Genomic DNA, 22718 nt, shown 5'->3' on the forward strand with positions numbered 1-22718 from the left:
ATTATGAAAGCATACCTAGACATTGTTAAAAAAGTTCTAACCGACGGAACTAAAAAAGAAAATCGTACCGGTATTGATACCATTTCAATCGCCGGCATGATGTTTGAACATGATATGGCCGAAGGCTACCCGTTGCTCACCACTAAAAAAGTACCATTTCGCCTAGTCGCTAGCGAACTTGAATTCTTTATCAAAGGCTTAACCGACAAACAGTGGCTAATTGACCGCAATAACCACATTTGGGATGAATGGGCCAACCCTAAAAAAGCGCCATACGGCCACGACGAAGCGGCCAAAAACAAAATGGCTGCTGAACGCGACTTGGGCGCGATTTATGGCTTTCAGTGGCGGCATTTCAATGCCGCTTATGATAATTTTGATTCAAATTACTCCGGCCAAGGCGTTGATCAACTCAAAAAACTGGTTGAAACGATTAAAACTAATCCCAACGATCGCCGAATGATTGTTTCAGCCTGGAACCCATTACAAATGAACGAAATGGCGTTGCCTCCATGCCACTACTTATTTCAAGTAGTTATAACAGGCAACAAATTAAATTTAATGTGGAATCAGCGTTCCGTTGACGTCATGTTAGGCCTGCCATTTAACATCGCCAGCTATTCCCTGCTACTTCACCTGTTAGCCAAAGAAACCGGCTACCAGGAAGGCCGCCTGGTTGGTTTTTTAGGTGATGTTCATATTTATGAAAATCATATTAAAGGTGCTAAAGAACAACTCTCTCGCGATCCGAATAAATATAAACTCCCCACAGTTGAAACTAAAAATTTCCAATCAATCTTTGAGTGGCAATATACCGACACCGAATTAATTAATTACCAAAGCTATCCGACCATTAAGCTTGAAATCGCTGTTTAACTATGAAAATAATTCTCATGATGGCAATGACTGCCGATGGCATTATTGCTAAACACAAAGACCATACTGCTGACTGGACCACCAAAGCCGATAAAAAAGCATTTATCGCCGAAACTAAAAAACATGGGGTCATCATTATGGGCGAAACCACATTTAACACCATTGGCCGCCCCTTGCCTGGACGACTGAATTTAATTTTAACGCTAACGCCGGAAAAATATCAGGAGCAAGTTCAACCAGGTTTGTTGGAATTTATGAACGCCCCAGCTGAAACAGTGGTACAAACCCTGGAGCAACGAGGCTTTACGTCAGCGGTACTTGGTGGTGGCGCCAGAACAAACTCTTTCTTTTTAAAAGCAAATTTAGTAGATGAGATTTTAATTACGGTTGAACCAAAAATTTTTGGAATGGGTATGAACTTTACCGAAGGTGAAGACCTCGACCTTAATTTACAGCTTCTGGCGGCAAAAGAAATTGGAGACCAGGCCGTTCAGCTTCATTACAAAATAATAAAATAAAAAAGAGGTAAAACCTCTTAAGCGTGTCAGGACTGGCAAAATGCCAGACCGACTTTCCGCAAAACAAAAGTAAAACAAACAAAGAACAAAACCAGCACTGCTGTCGTCAACCAGGACACATCTGGTATCTGGTAAAGCGACGTCAGCAATCGGGCGCCGAGCGTAAGCGGGCTCGCCAGATACAACGCATACATGCAGGGCATAAAACACCCGCTGATCAGCAGAACTGTTCTACCACACTCTCGTCCATTGCGAAGAGCGGCAAACATTGATAATCCGACGGCCAAAACCAGCCAGGCCGCCAAAACAGCTAACAGCACGATACCGATCATATTGCGTCCTCCAAGATGGTTGGGGCCAAACCGCAAACAATGCTACTCTAACTAATTACCAAATAAATGTCAAACCACATCGGAAAACTTATCGTCATTGAAGGAATTGATGGTTCTGGTAAAGCCACTCAAACCAGAATTCTTTTTGAAAAACTTAAAGCTTCGCACCTGGATGTTGAGACAATTGATTTTCCTCAGTACACTAACAATTTTTTCGGCCGGCAGGTGAGGCGCTATCTAAATGGTGAATTTGGCGATCCAACAAAAGTTAATCCTTATCTGGCTTCAATTCTTTACGCTGCCGACCGCTGGGAATCAAGCGATAAAATCAAGCAGTGGCTTGATCAAGGAAAGATTGTCTTGCTGGACCGATATTATACAAGCAACCTTATCCACCAGGGTACTAAATTTTCTCAAGATGAGTTAGAGAAATTTATTTCCTGGAATGAAGCAATGGAGTTTGATACTTTTCAAATCCCCAGACCCGACCTAATACTCTATCTTCATTTACCGGCGGCTATGGCCTATGATCTGATTACCAAGCGCGGCCAAGGCCACGACGGACATGATACGCTTGAACATATGCAAACCGCCGAAACCCGATGTCAATATCTTGCCGCAAAACTTAACTGGCAAACCATTGAGTGTTGCGATACTACCGGGCTCTTACCAATTGAGGAAATCGCCAACATCATCTGGCACGCACTACAACCAATACTTGAGAAAAATAAAATTTTATAGCTAAAATTAAGCCTGATTTTAGGCTTTATTTTTCAGGCAGTTTATGATAAGCTAGTACAGTAAAACAATCATTTTTATCAAAATATCCTATGAAATTAACCCCGGTAATTGGGCTGGAAATCCATGTTCAATTAAAGACTAAATCAAAAATGTTTTCCCCGGCCGATAATACTGGCGAAGACAAGCCCGCTAACACCACCATTAATCCGATTGATCTGGCCCATCCTGGCACCCTGCCAGTAACAAACCGCCAAGCGGTTGAATGGTCAGTCATGTCAGCAATGGCCATTAACTGCACCATCCCCGAAATTTCCAAATTTGACCGCAAAAGTTATTTTTATCCCGACCTGCCCAAGGGTTACCAAATTTCACAATATGATCAGCCTATCGGCCTGAAAGGCTATTTAGATATCGAAACAAAAGACGGTCAGCGACGAATTGGCATCACCCGCCTCCACCTCGAAGAAGATGCCGCTAAAAATTTCCACTCAGCCGATGGTAAATATACACTGGTAGATTACAACCGCGCCGGCACACCGCTGATGGAAATTGTTACCGAACCTGACATGCGCACCCCCGCTGAAGCTAAAACTTTCATGCAAGAGCTACGCATGATTATGCGCTATCTCGGAGTATCTGACGCGGACATGGAGAAAGGTCATTTGCGTTGTGATGCAAATATTTCTCTTACTGACCAAGACCCGGAAAATATCAACATTAAAAAACTTAAACCAAAAACTGAAGTTAAAAACATTAACTCATTTCGAGCTGTCGAAAAAGCTTTGGAGTATGAGATTAAACGACAAACAAAGCTATGGGAGGAAGGAAAAATTCCTGATACACAAACAACTCGCGGCTGGAATGAAGACAAAGGCGTTACCGAAGAACAGCGCACTAAGGAGGAAGCATCAGACTATCGATATTTCCCAGAACCGGATTTGCCACCAATTAATTTCACCCCCGGAGCGCCAAATGCAATCGATGTAGCAAAAATCAAAAATAGTTTGCCAGAGTTACCTCAAAACAAACGCCTTCGCTTTATTCAAGAATTTGAATTAAGCCCCGACAATGCCAAAATCATCACTGATGATAAAGGTTTAGCCAACTTCTTTGAACAGGCAATGTCTGAGCTTCGCGCCTGGCTAATTTCGCTGGATGAAACCGAAGGTACCAAAGAAGAAATTTGGGATACTAACAAGGCCAAGCTTGCTAAGCTATGCGCCAACTGGCTAATCAATAAACTAATGGCTTTGATTTACAAAGAAAATAAAGATCTGCAAAGCTGTCAGGAAATCACCGCTGAAAATTTTGCTGAATTTATATCGCTTGTTTATCAAAATAAAATCAACTCAACCGTTGCTCAAAAAATTCTTGAAAAAATGCACCAAACCGGCAAAGATCCTTCGGTTATCATAGAAGAAGATGATTTAGGCAGTACCCAAGACAGTGGAGCTTTAGAAAAGATTATTGACCAAATAATCATTAATAACCCAAAACAGGTTGAACAATATAAAAATGGCAAGGAAACACTTATTCAGTTTTTTGTTGGCCAGGTGATGAAAGAAACCAAGGGTCAGGCTGACCCAAATGAAACTAAAGATTTACTAACAAATAAACTAAAATAATATGCCAGGATTAGACCGTCTCGAAAGACAAGGTGAACCAATTTTCGCTGAAGAAGAAAATCCAAATAAAGTTTTAGATGCAATTAGTCTTTTGGAACAGCTTGGGCCTAACCCAAACGTCTACGAACTGCCAACCGGCGATTTGTTTAGACCATATGCTGATGCCGCCGAAACTTTCATCAGCGCTTTCAATAGAGAAGACAAAGCTGCACTTGATAATAAACAACTAAAGCGCTTAGCTGAAGAAATCAGGACCGTCTCAACGACAATGAGTAAAGAAGTTGCCTAAAATAAAAAAACAGCCTCGGATAAAACTATCGGGGCTCTTTTTTTATTTTAAAAAATTATTCACCAATATAACGATTTTTGAATAATCATTTTCCCAAATTACACTCTTATCACGTTTAAACCAAGTCATCTGCCGCTTTGAAAAATCTTTAATTGCCTTTTCCAAAGATTCATACATTTCTTGATAAGTCGTCTTTCCTTGCAGATAACGGGCAATAAAGCGATATTCCAAACCAAAGGCCTCTAACCTTTTCCAACTAACACCGGACTGACGCAGTTTTTTAACCTCTTGAATCATTGCCTCTTTTTCAAGCCTAGTTCGCAACCGTTTACTAATTCGCTTAACCAAAACTTCCTGCGGGAAAGCGACACCGATCTTCAAAAAATCAAAATTTGGTTTTGATTTTCCAACTAATGCTGACTTTGGCTTACCGGTCTGATAATAAATTTCCAAAGCACGCTGAACCCGACGACGATTATGGCGGTCAATATGAGCATACGTTTTAAAATCAACCCTTTTTAGCTCCCGCAGCAACTCATCTAATGTTTTTTTGGATAACCTAGATCGAATAATTTTATTATTACCGGCCGGCGGCAGTAAATACCCTTCCGTAATTGCCGAAATATAAAGGCCAGTGCCGCCGCAAATAACTGGAACTTTTCCCCGCTTCAAGATATTTTTTATTTCTTGATTAGCCATCATTTGCCACCGAGCAACACTAAAATCCCTTTTGGGAGAGGCGCAATCAATCAGGTGGTATCGTACGCCGGCATATTCTTTTAAATCTTTACCGCTACCAACATCCATCCCCCGATAGACTTGACGTGAATCAGCCGAAATTATTTCACCGTTAAATCGCTTTGCAAGACGAACGGCAATCTTTGTTTTTCCAGCAGCCGTCGTGCCAAGGATAATGATAACTTTATTATTTTCTTCCATGAATTTCTTCAACTAATCGGTCAAAAAACTCATCTCGACCAATCAGTTCAACTTCCTTTTTGCCTCTGATTCTTACCTGAAGATCTTTACTCTTAGCTTCTTTCTCACCAATTACTAACATATACGGAACTTTTGATTTTTCGGCCTTACGAATCTTATTGCCAACAGTTTCGTCAGCTTGGTCAACTTCAACTCTAATACCTTTACTTTTTAATTCCTCAGCTAACTTCTGACAATTACTGACAAAGTCGGCCCCGACCGGAATGATTTGAACCTGAATTGGTGCCAACCAGACAGGAAACGCTCCGGCATAATGCTCAATTAATATTCCCAAAAATCGTTCCGGCGAACCAATTAAAGCACGGTGGATCATTACCGGAGTCTTTTCCGAACCGTCCTTATCAATATACCGTAAGCCAAACCGATTCGGCATACTAAAATCAATTTGAATTGTTGAAAGTTGCCACTCGCGGCCAATTGCATCTTTAGCCATTAAATCCATTTTAGGGCCGTAAAACGCGGCCTCACCTTCACCAATTTTATACTCAATTTTATTGTCTTTCAAAATTGATTCCAATATACCTTCGGCCTTATCCCAAACCTGATCTTCGCCAATATATTTTTCTTTATGATTCTTATCGCGTAATGAAAGCCGGATCCAGTAATCCATTTTATAAGTCTTCATTACTTCCTTAATCGCTTCCAGCACAGCATTAAACTCCTGTTGAATTTGATCTTCGCGGCAAAAACAGTGGCCGTCATCCTGAGCAAAACATCGCAAGCGTGCCAAACCATTAAGTTCGCCCGGTTTCTCATCCCGATACAAATTGGAAAAATCAGCAAACCGAATTGGCAAGTCCTTGTAACTACGAAGTTGCGATGCATAAATTTGAGTATGCTGTGGACAATTCATCGGTTTAAGATAATATTGTTCATCTGTGTAATGAGATTTAACTTCAAGCATATCATCCTTATACTTGTCATAATGCCCTGAAATTTTAAACAATTCAGCCTTGTTGATGTTGGGAGTATGGACTTCTTGGTAACCAATTTTACCCTGTAATTCATTCGAATAGTTAATAATCAGCTTTCTAATCAAAGCCCCCTTTGGTGTATACATCGGCATACCGGGACCAATTAATTCGGAAAATACAAACAAGCCAAGCTCTTTACCGAGTTTTCGATGATCGCGTTTTTCCGCTTCCGCCAACATATCAAGGTACTGTTTCAAATCATTTTCCGAAGCAAAGGCAGTTCCGTAAATACGAGTCAACATTTTGTTTTTCTCGTTTCCGCGCCAATAAGCTCCGGCCAATTTCATTAACTTGACAGCACCAATTTCTTTGGTTGATTTAACATGGGGTCCGGCGCACATATCATTAAATTTACGCTTACCGTCCTGCGCGACCATAACATAAAAACTCAACTTCTTTTCGCCCTCCTTTTTTAGATCCTCAGCCAGTTCCACCTTATACGGCTGTTTTTTCTTTTTAAGATACTTAATTGCCTCATCAGTTTCCACGTCGTACTGCTCCATTTTCTGATTTTGTTTAATAATATGTTTCATCACCTTTTCGATTTCTTTTAGATCATCATCAGTCGGCATTTTTTTACCAAAATCAAAATCATAATAAAAACCGTCTTCGATTGCCGGACCAATCGCGATTTTAGCATCAGGAAAAAGTTCTAAAACTGCCTGAGCCATGACGTGTGAAGCGGTGTGTCTAATTTTTAGTAATTTTTCGTCCATATTTTTTATGGTTAATTTTATTTAAATATTCTTCCCGCAATAAACCCATATGAATTTGATCATGCCAATATCCTTCGCGGTAAATGTGCTGCCGAAAAATTCCTTCTTGCTTAAAACCAATTTTTTCATACGACTTTTGTCCGCGAAAATTATAGGCAATAAAATTTAAATGAATTCGATGCAATTTTAACTTCTTAAACCCATAATCAACAATAAGCTTGCCAGCTTCCGTACCACAACCCTGACCCCAATATTTTTTATCACCAATACTGATGCCATATTCTGCTATACCAACCGTATTTTTAGGCACCCGTAAACTAACAACTCCGACATGGACCCCTTCAATTGTATCAATTGCCAAAACTAAATTTCGCTTATTACGATTAGTTTCCCTAATCCATTCCCGTTCTTCTTTAAGCGTGGGTGGCGCCTGATCATAAATACTTAAATATTTAGTAACTTCACGGTCCTTCAACCATTGGCAAAAACGCGGCGCATCATCCAATGACAGCGGACGTAAAACGACTTTTTTACCTTTGAGAATAAATTTTTTTGCCATATTTTAAACAAAAAACCCAAGCCAGATTTATTTTCTGCTTGGGACCCTTAAGCGGGTGGTTCCACCCAAGTTCCTCGCCTTAAGCTTAAAGCGGGCACTTTTCTATGAATTGGCCTAAAATTTAGTCCCCAACAACGGGAGTTTACAAAACATGAAGTTGGTAGCTTCATCAATCATTCTAGGTATTTTTATTATAGATTATTGACGACGTAATGTCAACCTCACCTTTTTGACGGCACTTGGCAAAATTAGTATTATATAGTTAACAATTTCATCTAAAATAGCAAAGTTAAGTAATGTTTTGTTCATTTTACAAGATATTTTGGAGAAGGAGTCAAAAGCAAAGGAGGATCACAGATGTTTAACTTGTTAGTTTCAGCTGCATTGGTGGCACTGGGAATTGGTCTGGGAACAGTAATCAGCCGAATATGCGCCGGTACCAAAATCGATGACCAGTCCGCAAGACTGGCTTCAGCATTAAAGCAGGCAACGACTGAGTTCCATCACGTCGAACTAAACTATCAACGCATGACTCCACGGTTCATTTGTACGATCTACGACGATGGGTATCCCTGCTATGGCAAGTCTAGTAACGCAACCAGAGCTGTCGAATTAGCTCTACAGGCGACACAAGAAACCAGGGACGGGAAACTACTCTCTGAGCTAGCCGAAGCGTGATACCAGCTGGGGAAGGATTGGCTTCCCCTCTTTCTCTAAGGTATTTATTTCTGCGATAATAAACGCGCGTGGGCCAAAATAAAATTCAGTCGCTTGGAGGCGACTGAATTTTTTAAGTAACCAATAATTTACTGCCCGACTATAATTTCAATCTTGTCTTTAATCCGGGGAATTTTTTTTAACCAGGCAGGATGGAACTCTACAGTCACTGATTGGATTTCTGAAAACTGAGAGAAATAGGCCTGGACTTCTTCCGAAGTCATACCACCAAGTTCCGATTTATCAATTGTGTCATTAAGTTCCGAGATAATTGAACTGCCTGATAAAGAAACTTTAACACTCGCCTCTCCTGATTCAACATTATACTGCTCCACCTGATAATTAAAACTTTTCGGGTCAAGATCAAGTAATTGTTTTTCCGACGGCAATTCCGATTTTAATTTTTCGCGGGCTAAGCTCATTACCCGGCTTTCATCAAAAACCACCACTACGGTTTCAAGATTCATTGATGTTTTGAACTCTGAAATTTCATCACCAACCTTTGAATCAAAGGTTGTCTGACCAACCTTAGAAGAAACTAGTTTTGGCCAAAGCCGTTCTTCTGCTTCAAGCTGGTCGTTAACATCATTTAAGGCTTTTTGGAATAAGCTATCTCTGAGTTTCTTTTCGGCGTCCGTCAAATCCTGATCAGTCACAACGGAAACTTGATACCCTCCCGGACGAAGAGTATTTTCAACTTCCGCATAAATTTGCTCCTGAAGCGGCCCCCAAAGTCCCGGCATAATCAATTTGGTCGGTTTTATTTCCTTAAAATTTTCCGGATCCTCGGGGTAGACTGGTACTTTTATTTTTTGGCCAGGCCCAACACTAACCGTTCGATCCAGACGCAGCAAAATTACCGACGGATTTTCCGCAGCAGCTAACCGGGTCGTTCTGACTAATGACTGTTCTTTTGTATAATTGTTAACAATCGTCACCTCTCCCAAGATATCTGATTCAACTGATTTAGCACCGGTGGATGGAAAAATTTCCTCACCCGAAACGGTAAGCACCTTGATCCGGCCCGGTACAATATTAGTGTCAGTAAGCGATCCTAGGTTTGAACGATCTTTAACATTAAAAACAAACTCCTGGTTGACAGTCTGAGCGCTTGGTGTCACAACAATAACCACCTTAGCCAAGGCCAAATAAAAAACTAAAGCCGAGACCAAAATAGACAAAATAAAAAAGCCGAGACCGATTTTTCGGTATGACTTTGGCAATATGTACGACGCATCCCTCATATTAATATAATACAGAAAAAATACTAAGCTGGCAACGTTAGCGTGTGGTTTCAATCTTAAAACAATTTTTTCCAACCAATGATTCAACCGATTCTACAAGGGTTTCTGATGAATCAACTAAATAATTAGTAACAATTTTATTAAATCCCTGTCCATTTCTCATAACTAAACAAACCTTGTTATGCCCCGGATGCCGGTCAAAGACTTCCTTTAGGCGGTCAGTTAAATTCTGGTCAGCAGTCGAAGGTAAAAGGACAAAAGCTGTCCCGCCAATTACCGTTTCCCGGTCATTAGCAACCGGCTTGGCGAAATTTTTTCGGTAAAATCGGTTGCCATCACTCCCATTTCCGGCGGAATCAAGCTCCTGAAGGATTGATGAAATATTTTCAGCCCTCATTTCCTTGGCATGATTGCAGATCAGTTTAGCATCGCCGTCCTTATCAGATAAGCGGCAATTCATAATAATTACTTTATCCTCCTGCCAAATTTCTGGATTTGACCGCAAAATTGTCGGAAACACCAAAACCTCAATGCCGTTAGTCATGTCTTCTATCCTAACAAAAAGCATCGGCTCGCCTTTTTTAGTAATTATCTTTTTTACCTTAGTAATAACTCCGGCAACCTTTAAGGCTTGCTCCCCATAACCATTATCCTCATTCAGCAAGTCTTTAACCGGCGTGACTTCGTGCCGGATATGATCATGAAACTCTGATAGCGGGTGGGCTGAAACATACAGGCCTAAAAATTCCTTTTCCCAGTTGAGCCGTTGTTTATCGTCAGCAGGATCAATCGGATCAAGATACAGCTTTGGTAATGACACGGTTGTTGCCATCATACCAAACAAACTAGACTGCATGCTATCCGCTTCCTGATTGATATTTTTTATAAAAATAAGAAGCTTATCAATATTGTAAAGCAGTCGATTGCGCTCGCCTAGCGTATCAAGCACTCCAGATTTGATCATGGCCTCTAACGATTTTTTATTCAAATCTTTAGTCTTAACTCGACTCAAAAAATCTTCTAGCGTCAAAAATGGTCCATTCCCTTTTCGCTCCTTAATGACTTCCCTGATAATATTCTCCCCCAAATTTTTTACAGCACTCAGGCCAAACCTAATTTTATTGCTTTTCTTGTCAGCCCGACGCTCAGGAGTGTCATACACCACGGTAAAAGTTGAAAAACTTTCGTTGATATCCGGCGGCAACACTTCAATTCCCATTTGGCGACACTCCTCAACTTCAATGGCAATACGGTCAACGTTTCCGTGATCAGCCGTCAATAGTGAAGCCATAAATTCTGAAGGGTAGTGGGCCTTAAGATAAGCTGTCTGATAAGCAATCATTGCATAACACGCAGCATGAGAACGATTAAACCCATAACGGGCGAACGGTAAAACATAATCCCAAATCTGTTTTGCAATCTTTGGTTTAATACCATTTTTAACCATACCTGCGATCATTTTTTCCTCCTGTTTATTCAACAATGCGGCAATTTTTTTGCCGACCGCTTTACGTAAGACGTCAGCTTCGCTATAAGAAAATCCGGCCAATACTCGGGCGATCTCCATCAGTTGTTCCTGATAAACGATAATACCGTTAGTCTTTTCTAAAATTGGCCGCATCCGTTCATCTAGATACTCCACTTCCCTGCGACCATGTTTGGCGCCAATATAATCAGGAATAAACTCCATTGGACCGGGACGATATAAAGAAACCATTGCGATAATATCTTCTAACTCTGTTGGTGCCAACTGCTTTAGATAGCGTTTCATCCCGGAACTTTCTAGCTGAAATACTCCCGTAGTCTCAGCCCGTTGAAACACTCCAAACGTCTTCTTGTCATCAAGCGGTAAACGGTCAATTTTAATCTCAATCCCCAGTGCCTTGGTTAAAATTTCTAAAGTATTTTCAATAATGGTTAAATTTTTCAAGCCCAATAAGTCAATTTTCAACAAGCCCAACTCTTCAATTGCATGCATCTCATACTGGGTTACAATTTCATTTTCATCCTGGCTTGAGCGTTGGCGAGGGATATAAGCATCCATTGAATCCGGTGTAACTACAACACCGCAAGCGTGGGTTGAGGCATGGCGAGCACATCCCTCTAACTTTTTAGCAATTTCAAGCAATCGTCGGCCGTCCGGCTCAACCATCACTGCCTGCAAATCAGGTACTGTTTTGATGGCATCGTCAAGCGACGTAAACATAGGAATCATTTTTGCCACTTTATCACAATAAGCATACGGCAGCCCCATTACCCGGCCAACGTCTCTAATCGCCGCCCGGGCAGCCATCGTTCCAAAAGTGATAATTTGTGCCACATGATCATTGCCGTATTTTTGGGAAACATAACTAATAACTTCGTCACGTCTCGTATCCGCAAAGTCAGAGTCAATATCAGGCATTGATATTCTTTCGGGGTTCAAAAATCTTTCAAAAATCAAATTATACTGCAAGGGATCAATATTGGTAATATTGGTTAAATAAGCAACTAAACTGCCGGCCGCTGACCCACGGCCCGGGCCGACAACAATATCGTTATTTTTTGCCCAATTAATAAAGTCAGAAACAATCAAAAAGTAAGAAGCAAAACCAGTCTTCTTGATAATATCAAGCTCATACGTAAGTCGTTGTCTAATATTTGATGCGACATCAGTTGTGCCGTATCGTATTTTTAAGCCTTGTTCACAAAGCTCCTTTAAAAATTCAATATCTGTTTTGCCGCTAGGCACCTCAAAATGAGGCAGCAACGTTTTGCCAAGTTCAAGTTCAACATTGCAGCTCTCAGCAATTTTCAAAGTATTAGCGATAACCTCCGGGTGGTCTTTCCAAATTGCCTGCATTTCCGCCGGAGTTTTCATGGAAAAATCTTCCCCCATATAGCTCATCCGGTCCGTATCAGCTAAAGTTCTTTTGGTTTGAATACACAACAAGACATCCTGAGCATAATCATCGTCAGAATTCAGATAGTGGATATCGTTTGTTGCTACAATCGGTATGCCTAATTTTTCTCCCAGCGCAAAAATTTTTTTATTTACCTGTGCCTGGTGGTTAATATTGGGGTGATGTTGAACCTCTAAATAGTAATTCCCCTCCCCAAAAAGTTTAAGATATCGCTTGGCCGTTTCTTCGGCAGCAATATCATCACCATTCACAATATGCTTAGAAACTTCTCCCGCCAAACAAGCCGAAGTACAGATCAAACCCTCGTGATATTTTTCTAGCAATTCAAAATCAATTCTTGGTTTATAATAAAACCCATCAAGATGGGCAATGCTTGTTAATTTAATCAAATTTTGATAGCCTTCGAGATTTTTCGCTAATAAGATCAAATGATACGGACTCGTATCAATATTCGGCCGCTTATTAAGGTGACCATTTCGAGCAACGTATGCCTCAACCCCCAGAATCGGCTTAATTCCGGCCTTTTTTGCTTTTTGATAAAACTCGACCAAACCATACATAACGCCGTGGTCAGTCAATGCCAAAGCTGGCATGTTGTATTGCTTGGCTTTTGCAACCAGCTGATCAATTTTTGACAAGCCGTCGAGTAATGAAAAATGAGAATGGGTATGGAGATGGACAAAAGACATAATTAAATATTTCTGGAAGTCTTAAATGATTAAATGACCCCCAAGGAAAGCAGCGCTTTCCCTCAAACTTGATTTTATTAAACCTACTTTCGGCGTTTCTTGTTTGCCGGACCGGAATTTTTCTGTTTTTCCATTAAAAACCCAACCAGTTTGATTACTGAATCAGAAATCATCGCCGCATGATTCGAGCCTTTCTCTAATTTATCCTTAATCAATTTTAAAATTTTATCAACTAGCTCCAACTTTTCGCGGGCGCTGATAGTCATCTTGCTAATATTTTTAAGCATGACAATCACATAATAAACCGCCCAGCAAGCAAAAACGGTAAAAAGAAAGATTGACAACGCAATGGTCAAAAAAAGTATGTCTTTTGATGATTCAATAATCATATAATTTTTGTTTTAAGATTTATCCTAATTTATTTTCTAATTTGCGCGCCAAATAGCTGAACTAACTTCTTTTCAACCGCTAATAAAACCCGATCAATTTCTTCTGATTTTAACGTTCGTTCCGGAGACCTGAATGTCAACCGAAACGCTAAACTCTTTTTGCCATCGCCAATATTTTGATTCACAAACGTACTCAGATAGTTAACTGAAACAATTAAATTATCGATTCCTGACACTTTAGCAAAAACGTCGCCCCAGGCAACCCCTTGATCCACAATAATTGCCATATCACGCGTGGCACTTGGAAATTCCGGCAAAGGCTCAAAAATATTTTCCGCTTTGGCATGAGCGGTTAACAGCTGGAAATTAAAATCAACTAATGCTACGCCGCGATTAATCCCAAATCGTTCTCGGATTTCAGCTTTGGGAATACCAAACTGGCCTAAAAATTCTTCGCCCAAATAAACATCAAGACATCTGCCCGCTTCCCAGATCGGACAATTGTCATCCGTCGACTTAAACGTGTAATTAGTAATCCCCATTTTTTTAAGCAGAAACTCGGTTGTCCCTTTAGCCAGAGAAAACACGGCTGACTGCTCGTCAACTACCGCGGCAGTTAATTTTAAAAGTTCTTTTGGCAAATCGTTAGTCTTAGCCGGGATATAAATATTGCTTAATTCAAAGATTTTTTGTGTTTGATAGTTATTCAGGTTGTCTGAAACATTCTGTAGCATTTGAGGCAACAAGGTATTTCTCATATACACCATATCTTCGTTAAGCGGATTATCAATTTTAACTGCCGGCGCAGACGAATACCCCATTGTTGCCAATAATTTTTCCGATACCATTGAATAATTATAGACTTCACTAAACCCTAAGCCGGATAAACAATTCTTAACCTTTTTCTCCCAATAAAAAATTGGGTCTTTTACTTCAACTGGCACCTGGCCGCTCGGCAATGAAACCGGCAGCTTATGATAGCCATATACACGGGCAATCTCTTCAATCAAATCGTGACTGGCGGTAACATCATATGCCCGATACCAAGGAACTATCACCTTAAACCTGGCGCTTCCTGAAACTTCAAATCCTAAATTGGTCAAAATATTTTTTATTTCGCTTGGTTTTAATTCCACCCCTAAATATCGTTTGACATCAGTAAGGTCTAATTCAATTTTTTTAGGTTTATATGGCTGATCATAAATATCAACAATCGGCGAGGCCACCTGGCCGCCCGCCAACGCCTGAGTTAATTCAATTGCTCGCAAGATTCCAACAAAGGTTGATTCCGGATGGAGATTTTTTTCAAATAGGTCTGAGGATGCTGAATGTAAATTCAGCTCCCGGGCCGTTTTTCTGGTTGCTAGCGGATCAAATGTCGCCGATTCAAAAATAATTGTCTTAGTGTTTTCATATGCCGCCGAATCGGCGCCACCCATAACACCGGCAATAGCAACGGCGCGCTGACTGTCGGCAATCACCAGATGATTTGGCTGAAGCTGATATGTTTGTCCGTCAAGGGCCAATACTGTTTCACCTTTTTTAGCCAAGCGAACAATAATCTCCTGGCCGCTAATTTTATCATAATCAAAAACATGCATCGGCCGGCCGTATTCTAAAAGAATATAATTCGTAATATCAACCAAATTATTAATCGGCCTCATGCCGGCAGCAATCAGGCGTAGCTGCATCCAAAGCGGTGACGGACCAACAGTAATATTCGTCATTACCACTGCATTATATCTCGGACACAGTTTTGATTCCTTTACATTTATTCCAAGCGGCAAATCATGGACTGATTTTAATTTTGGTTCAGCCAGTTTGGTCAAAAAGGTGCCCCCCAGCACCGCCGCGGCATCCCGTGCCAATCCGACAACCGACATTGCGTCAGTCCGATTGGAAGTTACCTCAATATCCAAGACATAGTCGTCAAAATCAAAAACTTCTTCAAATTTTTTTCCAATTTTTGTATCGGACGGCAGTACCATAATGCCAGAATGGTCTTCACCTAATCCTAATTCCCGGGGAGAACAAATCATGCCATCGCTCTCGATATCTCTAATTTTTGCTTTTTTGATTTCAAAAGTCGTACCATCCTGATCAATTACCTGCGCTCCGACCCGTGCTAGCGGCACCACCTGCCCAACCGCTATATTAGGTGCACCGCAAACTACCGTCTGTTTACCCTGGCCAGTATCAACAGTCGCTAAACGTAACCGGTCGGCGTTAGGATGAGGATTAATTTCTAAAATTTTTGCCGTTATTACATTTCTAAACGGCGGCCGGATCGGACGAAACCGATCAATAGTCTGACTGCGCAAAGAAAACTCCTTAACAAACTCCTCAACAGATTTATTTGTTTTGAGGTACTCTTTTATCCAGTTGTAAGAAAGTGATAAATTCATGGATAAATTAAAACTGTTTTAAAAACCGTAAATCGTTTTGGTACATCATCCTAATGTCAGGGATACGCAGGCCGGATTTCATCATATAAGTGCGCTCAACTCCCCAACCAAACGCAAAACCGGAATATTTTTTTGCGTCAATTTTGCCAGCTTTCAAGACATTCGGATGCACCATTCCAGCACCGCCAAGCTCTAGCCAGCCGCTCTTACACATTTTACACCCCTTACCAAGACATAGCCCGCAAGAAACATCAATTTCAAAACTCGGTTCGGTGAATTGAAAATGAAACGGCCTAATCCTCGCTTGGCGTTCCGGTCCAAAAAAATTCTTAACAAAATAATCAAGCGTTCCTTTCAGATCGGCGATGGTAACATCTTTATCAATTAACAACCCCTCAAACTGATGAAACATCGGAACATGACTAACGTCAATTTGTCGCCGATAACATTTTGATATGTTCATCATTCTAATTGGCAGATTTCCCTTTTCCATCTCCCGTACTTGCCCCGATGAGGTGTGCGGTGTTAACACTCGCTGCCCTTTGGGGCCCACTGGCTTTGGATCAATAAAAAAGGTTTCCCACTCATCACGGGCCGGATGATCAGTTGGCATATTTAAAGCTTCAAACGCATAATAGTCCCATTCGACTTCCGGATATCGCCGCCGGATAAAACCTAAGCGCTCAAATGTTTCTGAAATTTCCTCAATCGCTTTAGTCACTAAATGCAAACTGCCTTCTGGAAACTGGTACCCAGGCACTGTGACGTCAAAACTGTCCGCCCGGCCACCCTGAGTTTTGAGCCGTTGATTGGTTTTACTTATTTCTTCAGTAATTTTATTTTTTAACTGATTAGCCAAATGTCCAACAATCTTTCTTTCTTCTTCCTGCAAATCTTTCAAGCCACGCAAAACATCTGTCAGTACACCGGCCTTGCGACCGAGATACTTAATATCCAGTCGCGCCAAATCATCAAGGTTGGTGACCCCGGCGATATCTTGCTCAAACTCTTGTTGTATTTTTGCTAGTTGTTCATTCATAAATTGCTATGCGGACGCTGTTTCTGAGAAGAGATAAAGAAAAATTCCAAAACCGTTAAAGCCATCATGTACAAAATCAAATTCCACCAATACAGCAAGCCATATCCTTTAAGAACCGTCCAACCAACCACCAGCAACGTCAATAATATCGCATGGCGAATTGAAGTTTTTAGACGGTGATATGGCATTTGTTTTTTTAACAATTTAGCTTTAACTAAATCGCCGATAACAAACACCGTGCCGCCAAAAGCCATAAAAAAACTAAGGTAAAACAAGCTAAATCCGATAAAACTAATCTGAGTCGGATCAAAATAAAAAAGAACCGCCACCCAAGTAACCCATGAGATGATAGTCCCCAAAATAATTAAAGTTAAAAATAGTCGATAGTTCATATCTTAACTATTCTATTATAACAAAAAAAGATTGGCCAGGCAATCAAAAAAATAATCAAAAAACTAGGCCAAAAACCGTAAGCTCGAAACAACTCTCTTATGGTAGAAACTATTAAGATTTTTCAAAATATAGGGCTCCTGAGCCTTTAATTTCTCAGCTAAAACTGAAGAAAGACACGTTACCGACAATACGCCATTTTTCAGATAAAGCGGCTTAACTTTGGCGAATACTTTTGGTTCGAACATTACTTCCATAACATTGGAAAAATCTTCCAAAACTTTTGCCTCCTGGACCTGCTGCTGAATACCCGCCTTCTTGACTGATCGATCAAGTAATTTTTCGATTTTTGTAAAACCCATTTATAAATTGTTTAAATTATTAAAGCGGCAGGTACAATCGGATTTTTTCGCCGGCCACGGATATTCCAAGATGGCTTTAATAGTTTTTACCATTTTGCGCGACAAGTTATCCAAATCTTTTTGGGAACCGATAAAAGACGCCTTGGTACCGTCTTCCAAATAATAGTACGTCAATTTTTCAACGGTTTCTCCGAGATGCTGACTTGCAGCTAATTGATAAATTAATAACTGGTTTTTATCTTCTGGCTCTAGGCGATCCTGTTTCTTGCTAGCGCCAGTCTTATAATCAATTAGCTCAACACCATTATTAATCTGATCAACCCGGTCGATTTTACCAATCAGCGTATAATGCTCACCGCTCTCTTCATCTTTTAAATGAAGATTAAAAGGCGTTTCTAAAAATTTTGGCACTGTTAATTCTTTTTCATACTGCTGATAGAAATCTTTAAGCATTCGTCGGCCATTGGCCTTGTATTCGTCATGCTCTCGGCGAGTACCATACCAATCATCAATCCAAACCCGTTCGTAAATTTCCAACAACTCTTCCAAGCTAACCAGTGGTTTTTTGACAGCCGTTAAGCCCTTTTTACTACCAAATAAATCTTGCTGGCCAACATCTGAACGTTCTTTCACCTTTAAAAAGAAATTCTGCAAAGTGGCGTGGATTGAAGAACCAAACGAAAAAAAGTTTTTACCGCGCTGCGGAATCTTTAGGATATACTCCAACCAATAATGATAGGGACAGTTTTCAAAAGAGTTTAGCTGAGTGAAAGAAAACTTTTTTGGCAACAAATAGCTAATGTCGTCAGACTCGATTTTTCTGACCGTAACTTCCGAGGCGGACGGTGCCAACTTGAGCTTATGTTTAACAGTTTTTTCTTCAGGCTGGTCAAGCGGCAACCCGAGCGTTGCCAACTCCGCCAAAAACCGAGAAATCTTTTTTTGCCGGCTGCCACCGTAATCTGAAGCGCTCGTTAAATACAATCCGGATTTTGCCCGCGTCATGGCCACATAAAAAAGCCGGCGCTCTTCTTGCAAGTGTACATCGCCTTGAGGCAAAATTTCTTTCACCAAAGAATCGGGCAGACTAATGGGATCGGGACGATTATCAGTCGGAAATCGCCGGTCAACCATCGTGACTACCCACACATACTGAAATTCCAGCCCTTTAGCAGCATGAATCGTCATCACTTTAACCGCGTCCGGACCCTCATCCATATTTTGTTCCAAATCCCCCGTCTGACCGGCTTCCAACTCAAGATTCATTAATTCCAAAAAATTCTTGACTGACGGATCTTGCGCCGACTGTTCAAAATCATTAATTCGTTTATAAAACTGATTTAAATATGCCGTCGTTTGAATCATTTCCGCGTTCTCATCCTTAGTCATATGTTGCAGATAACCAGAGTCTTCCAAGAAGGCCATAACCACTTCTGTCACCGATCTATCACGGGCAATTTGAGTGTGACGCTCTACTAAGCCTAAAAATTTCTGAATTTTTGATCTGGTATCCATGTCGGCCTGACGAACCACTTCTGGTTGCTGTATTGTTGCAAATAATGAATAGCCTTTGCGACGCGCCCAGTAATTAAGCTGAACAATTGTCCGGTCTGGCAAACCAACGATTGGTGAATTTAAAATCCGGTATACCGCGCTGCTTTCATGATAATCATCCAGCAACCTCAGATAAGCCAAAATATCCAATACCACTGGTTTTAAATAAAGGCCGCGCGACGCCACAAAGCGGTACGGAATTTGAGTTTGACTCAATGCCTGAGAAAAAAAGTTGGCGACTTCATTTGTTCGGGCCAAAATAGCAAAATCGCCCCAACTGGCATCCGGATTTTTTTCTTTCAGATCAGCAATGTGCTTAAGCACTGCCCGGACTTCATCGTCGGCCGTCTCAAAATGAAAGTGACAAATTTCTCCCTTCTCCTTATTTTGAGAAATTAATTTTTTTGTTAAGGCGGCCGGCGCTTTTTTATTCTTTGCCAATTTTACCTCAAGCCGGTTTGGATTATTCTGCTGAATAAAACTATATGATAAATCAAGAATATTTTGGGTTGAACGATAATTTTTTGTCAGAAAAACTTCTTTGGAATTTTTATAATCTTTTTTAAACTCTAAAATATTAGAAACCGACGCCCCGCGAAATTTATAAATTGACTGATCATCATCACCGACTACAGTAATATTTTGATTGGGTTCAGCTAATAATTTTACCAACTCATACTGGGCATAATTGGTGTCTTGAAATTCATCAACTAAAATATATTTAAACTTCTGGCGATATTTAGCTAATACAGCCGGCCGAGTTTTAAACAGTTTTAAACAATAGTTAATCAAGTCGCCAAAATCAAGCGCGTTATTTTCCAGCAGCAATTGCTGATAGACGTGATAGGCATTAGCCACTTCCTGTACTTTTTTAATTTCTTGTGCTACTAATTCTTTTCGTTCTTGCTTACTTAATGTTTTAATTTCATCCTGACTCAAAAAATCTTTAATAAAATCAGCCCCGTCGGCGTTTAGTTGTAAATTTTTAGCGTATTCCAAATAATCCTGGGCTGAGATAACTTCATCTTTTGCCCGCGAGAAAAGTTTGATTAACGCATGAATGAATTTAGTCGGATTGCCAAGCGGTTTATAAAAATCAAGTTCAAATTTATCTAGGTTCTGCCTGATCAGCATCCACTGTTCCGTTTGGTTTAACATTTTAAAATCATTAGGCACACCAATCTCAAGCGCATGTTGCTGCAAAATTTTTTCGGCAAAGGCGTGAAAAGTTAAGATCCATAAATCAACATAGCCATACGGCAACAGTCGATCAACCCGTTCTGCCATTTCGGTGGCCGCTTTTTCCGTAAACGTTAAAGCCAAAACCTCGTCCGCCTTAGCTTTCTCCTGTTCAATCAACCAGCCAATCCGTTGAGTAATTACCGTCGTTTTCCCGGTTCCCGCACCGGCGACAATCAAAAGAGGCCCGGCATCATGAGTTACAGCCTGCCTTTGTTCGTCATTTAAACTTTTAAGATTAATTTCCATGCCCCCATTTTAACATAAAAAATGATTAAATAAAAAAGAGTTTAAAATAGGCCGACGCATCGACTATTTAAACTCTTAAGTCAAGGTTCTATTTCTTTTTTGCAGCCCCCAACCAGGCCACACAGTCTCGACAATACATGCCCCCATTTGTTCGACACTTCTTACAGGCCTTAGTGTCTGGCACGATATCGCACCTATGAGGACGCCCCGGATATTTAGCCTTACCACCACCGTCATAGTTATGGCTTGGCTTTTTGCTCATGCAGTCTGCTCCAGAGCAGCATTGATTTGATCGCGTAGCTCACAGGCTCGTTGCCCGGCGACTTCCGCAAAATCAGCCTCAGACGAGGCGTGAATAATGCCTCGTGACGAATTAATGACAAACGGATATGTCCTGGCGTATCTGACGGTTTCCAGTAATTCACCTCCCTGGGAACCAACGCCGGGAATCAGGAGCGGAATTTCCGCGGGCCGCCAAATGGGGTTGTCGGTCCCCAAAAATTTAATCTGACCCGGAAATGTTGCTCCCATCACAAACCCAATCCGGGTACTTTCCTCGGTTTGCAATGCAGCAACTTCGTGAGCCAGATAAACGAATAACGGTTTGCCGCCGCCAACGCAGTCCTCCTGAAACTTGGCCGCGCCCTTATTGCTGGTATGCGACAAAACGTACAGTCCTTTCGCCGCGCCCCACCTCAACCACGGCGCCAATGTGTCGGTACCCAGGTAGGCATTGAGCGTCACGGCATCAGCGCCGAATCGTTCAAATGCCGCGACGGCATATTTCTCGGCCGTGTTGCCAATGTCGCCATACTTGGCGTCCAAGATAACCGGCAAGCAAACCTCCGACTGAATAAAGCTGATCAGTTTTGCCAGCTCCGGTTCGGCTTCGCAGCTTTGCCAAAAAGCCAAATTCGGTTTGTAGCAACATGCGTACGGCGCAGTCCGCTCGACAATATCGCTTGCAAACCGGATCAACTGTTCCCGCAGACTGCCTTTGAGCACTGGCAGTTTATCAGGGTCGGGATCCAACCCAACACAGACGCGAGTTTGGTGCTGAGCCTGAATCTCGCACAATCGGTCCAGAAAAGATATCATCACGAAATCTCCTTTTTTCGTCCCGGCGCTAGAGTGCTAACACACCGCGCGGCACGGAACTTTGCGGATGACGCTCGTAAAACTCCTTGCCGTGACCAACCATCATATTGATCGGCACAAGATCAGCACACTGTGGGCAGGTTTCTTCCGGGTGCATCACCATCGGAATATCATACAGCGTTTCAAGAACCGGAACGCCAAGCTGTTCAGCAGTAATGCCGCCGCGGTTACAAATCACCGCCACTCCGGCGACAATGCCACCAACCTCATTAACAGCGTTAATCGTCGCCACGGCGGAACCACCGCTGGCAAACACGTCTTCAGTCACGAGCCCGTTTTGGCCAGCGACAATTGTCGGGAAATAACGGCCGATGACACGTTCTCCCTTTTTAACACCGTCGCCTGTCTTTTCCTGGGCAAACACCCAGTTAACTTCCCGACCAGTGATCCGGCTCAGCCAACACGCTGTCGCCGCTGCCAGACCAACCGCACCATACGTCGGTCCGATCACAACGCTGATGTCGTGATCAACGAAACGCAAGGCGATGATTCGGGCGGCTGCCGAAAGCAGCCGACCGCTGGACAACAGTCGATCCTTGTCAAAGTACCCGGGAGCATGAAAATGCCCGGCGGGCTTAGGAGTTAACACGACATGGTCGTCGGTCAAAATCGCTCCTCGAGCTTTGGCAGCTTCAAGGATTTCAGCCAAACTCATCTCCATACGACTTTTCCTCCTGTAACCGGTTGTTTTATTCGCCAGAATAAATAGATTGGAAGGTACACAGCCCCCCAACTGCCTAATTACTTTAGT

The 22718-nt window shown here is 41.6% G+C and carries 19 protein-coding genes; 5 read left to right on the plus strand and 14 right to left on the minus strand.

Annotation, left to right across the window (positions count from 1 at the left end; genetic code table 11):
* The first annotated feature begins 3 nt into the window (after positions 1-3).
* Both thyA and HUU49_02400 read left to right on the plus strand, forming a co-directional pair.
* The gene (thyA, locus tag HUU49_02395; GenBank protein NUM25456.1) at positions 4-876 is read left to right on the plus strand and encodes a thymidylate synthase; all 873 of its coding nucleotides are present in this window, start codon (positions 4-6) and stop codon (positions 874-876) included.
* A gap of 2 nt (positions 877-878) precedes the next feature.
* Positions 879-1394, plus strand: a complete 516-nt coding sequence (locus HUU49_02400) for a dihydrofolate reductase (protein ID NUM25457.1) — start codon at positions 879-881, stop codon at positions 1392-1394.
* Between the two features lie 26 nt (positions 1395-1420).
* Here the strand turns inward: HUU49_02400 and HUU49_02405 are convergent, their stop codons facing one another.
* Positions 1421-1726, minus strand: a complete 306-nt coding sequence (locus tag HUU49_02405) for a hypothetical protein (GenBank protein ID NUM25458.1) — start codon at positions 1724-1726, stop codon at positions 1421-1423.
* A gap of 66 nt (positions 1727-1792) precedes the next feature.
* On the opposite strand from HUU49_02405, the gene tmk reads away from it, so the two are divergent.
* From tmk to HUU49_02420, 3 genes are all read left to right on the plus strand, one after another.
* Positions 1793-2467, plus strand: a complete 675-nt coding sequence (gene tmk / locus HUU49_02410) for a dTMP kinase (GenBank protein ID NUM25459.1) — start codon at positions 1793-1795, stop codon at positions 2465-2467.
* An 89-nt stretch (positions 2468-2556) separates the two neighbouring features.
* Complete coding sequence (gatB, locus tag HUU49_02415; protein ID NUM25460.1) at positions 2557-4092, plus strand: Asp-tRNA(Asn)/Glu-tRNA(Gln) amidotransferase subunit GatB; 1536 nt, start codon at positions 2557-2559, stop codon at positions 4090-4092.
* Between the two features lies 1 nt (position 4093).
* The gene (locus HUU49_02420; GenBank protein ID NUM25461.1) at positions 4094-4381 is read left to right on the plus strand and encodes a hypothetical protein; all 288 of its coding nucleotides are present in this window, start codon (positions 4094-4096) and stop codon (positions 4379-4381) included.
* Positions 4382-4423: 42 nt separating this feature from the next.
* On the opposite strand, the gene miaA is transcribed toward HUU49_02420, so the two are convergent.
* The 13 genes from miaA to HUU49_02485 form a co-directional block, all read right to left on the minus strand.
* Complete coding sequence (gene miaA, locus HUU49_02425; GenBank protein ID NUM25462.1) at positions 4424-5320, minus strand: tRNA (adenosine(37)-N6)-dimethylallyltransferase MiaA; 897 nt, start codon at positions 5318-5320, stop codon at positions 4424-4426.
* A complete protein-coding gene (locus tag HUU49_02430; protein ID NUM25463.1) occupies positions 5307-7070 on the minus strand; it encodes a threonine--tRNA ligase in 1764 nt (587 codons plus the stop codon). The genes miaA and HUU49_02430 overlap by 14 nt, the downstream gene beginning before the upstream one ends.
* Positions 7045-7629: a GNAT family N-acetyltransferase gene (locus HUU49_02435; GenBank protein NUM25464.1), complete on the minus strand. Its 585-nt coding sequence runs from the start codon at positions 7627-7629 to the stop codon at positions 7045-7047. The genes HUU49_02430 and HUU49_02435 overlap by 26 nt, the downstream gene beginning before the upstream one ends.
* An 806-nt stretch (positions 7630-8435) precedes the next feature.
* Positions 8436-9527 carry a hypothetical protein gene (locus tag HUU49_02440; protein ID NUM25465.1) on the minus strand — a complete coding sequence of 364 codons (1092 nt, stop codon included), beginning with the start codon at positions 9525-9527 and terminating at the stop codon, positions 8436-8438.
* A 100-nt stretch (positions 9528-9627) separates the two neighbouring features.
* Positions 9628-13182 carry a DNA polymerase III subunit alpha gene (locus HUU49_02445; protein NUM25466.1) on the minus strand — a complete coding sequence of 1185 codons (3555 nt, stop codon included), beginning with the start codon at positions 13180-13182 and terminating at the stop codon, positions 9628-9630.
* Positions 13183-13265: 83 nt separating this feature from the next.
* On the minus strand, positions 13266-13571 hold the full coding sequence (locus HUU49_02450) for a hypothetical protein (GenBank protein ID NUM25467.1): 306 nt from the start codon (positions 13569-13571) through the stop codon (positions 13266-13268).
* A gap of 29 nt (positions 13572-13600) precedes the next feature.
* Complete coding sequence (locus HUU49_02455; GenBank protein NUM25468.1) at positions 13601-15976, minus strand: phenylalanine--tRNA ligase subunit beta; 2376 nt, start codon at positions 15974-15976, stop codon at positions 13601-13603.
* Positions 15977-15983: 7 nt separating this feature from the next.
* Positions 15984-17015, minus strand: coding sequence for a phenylalanine--tRNA ligase subunit alpha (pheS, locus tag HUU49_02460; protein NUM25469.1), 1032 nt, complete (start codon positions 17013-17015; stop codon positions 15984-15986).
* Positions 17012-17407, minus strand: a complete 396-nt coding sequence (locus tag HUU49_02465; protein NUM25470.1) for a hypothetical protein — start codon at positions 17405-17407, stop codon at positions 17012-17014. The genes pheS and HUU49_02465 overlap by 4 nt, the downstream gene beginning before the upstream one ends.
* A 63-nt stretch (positions 17408-17470) precedes the next feature.
* The gene (locus HUU49_02470; protein NUM25471.1) at positions 17471-17767 is read right to left on the minus strand and encodes a DUF721 domain-containing protein; all 297 of its coding nucleotides are present in this window, start codon (positions 17765-17767) and stop codon (positions 17471-17473) included.
* Positions 17768-20809, minus strand: a complete 3042-nt coding sequence (locus HUU49_02475) for a UvrD-helicase domain-containing protein (protein NUM25472.1) — start codon at positions 20807-20809, stop codon at positions 17768-17770.
* A gap of 258 nt (positions 20810-21067) precedes the next feature.
* Positions 21068-21910 carry an orotidine-5'-phosphate decarboxylase gene (pyrF, locus tag HUU49_02480; GenBank protein NUM25473.1) on the minus strand — a complete coding sequence of 281 codons (843 nt, stop codon included), beginning with the start codon at positions 21908-21910 and terminating at the stop codon, positions 21068-21070.
* A gap of 25 nt (positions 21911-21935) precedes the next feature.
* Positions 21936-22628, minus strand: a complete 693-nt coding sequence (locus tag HUU49_02485; protein NUM25474.1) for a phosphoribosyltransferase — start codon at positions 22626-22628, stop codon at positions 21936-21938.
* Positions 22629-22718 lie beyond the last annotated feature (90 nt).

Source organism: Candidatus Buchananbacteria bacterium (assembly GCA_013359225.1).
GTDB lineage: Bacteria > Patescibacteriota > Patescibacteriia > Buchananbacterales > UBA6539 > JABWCG01.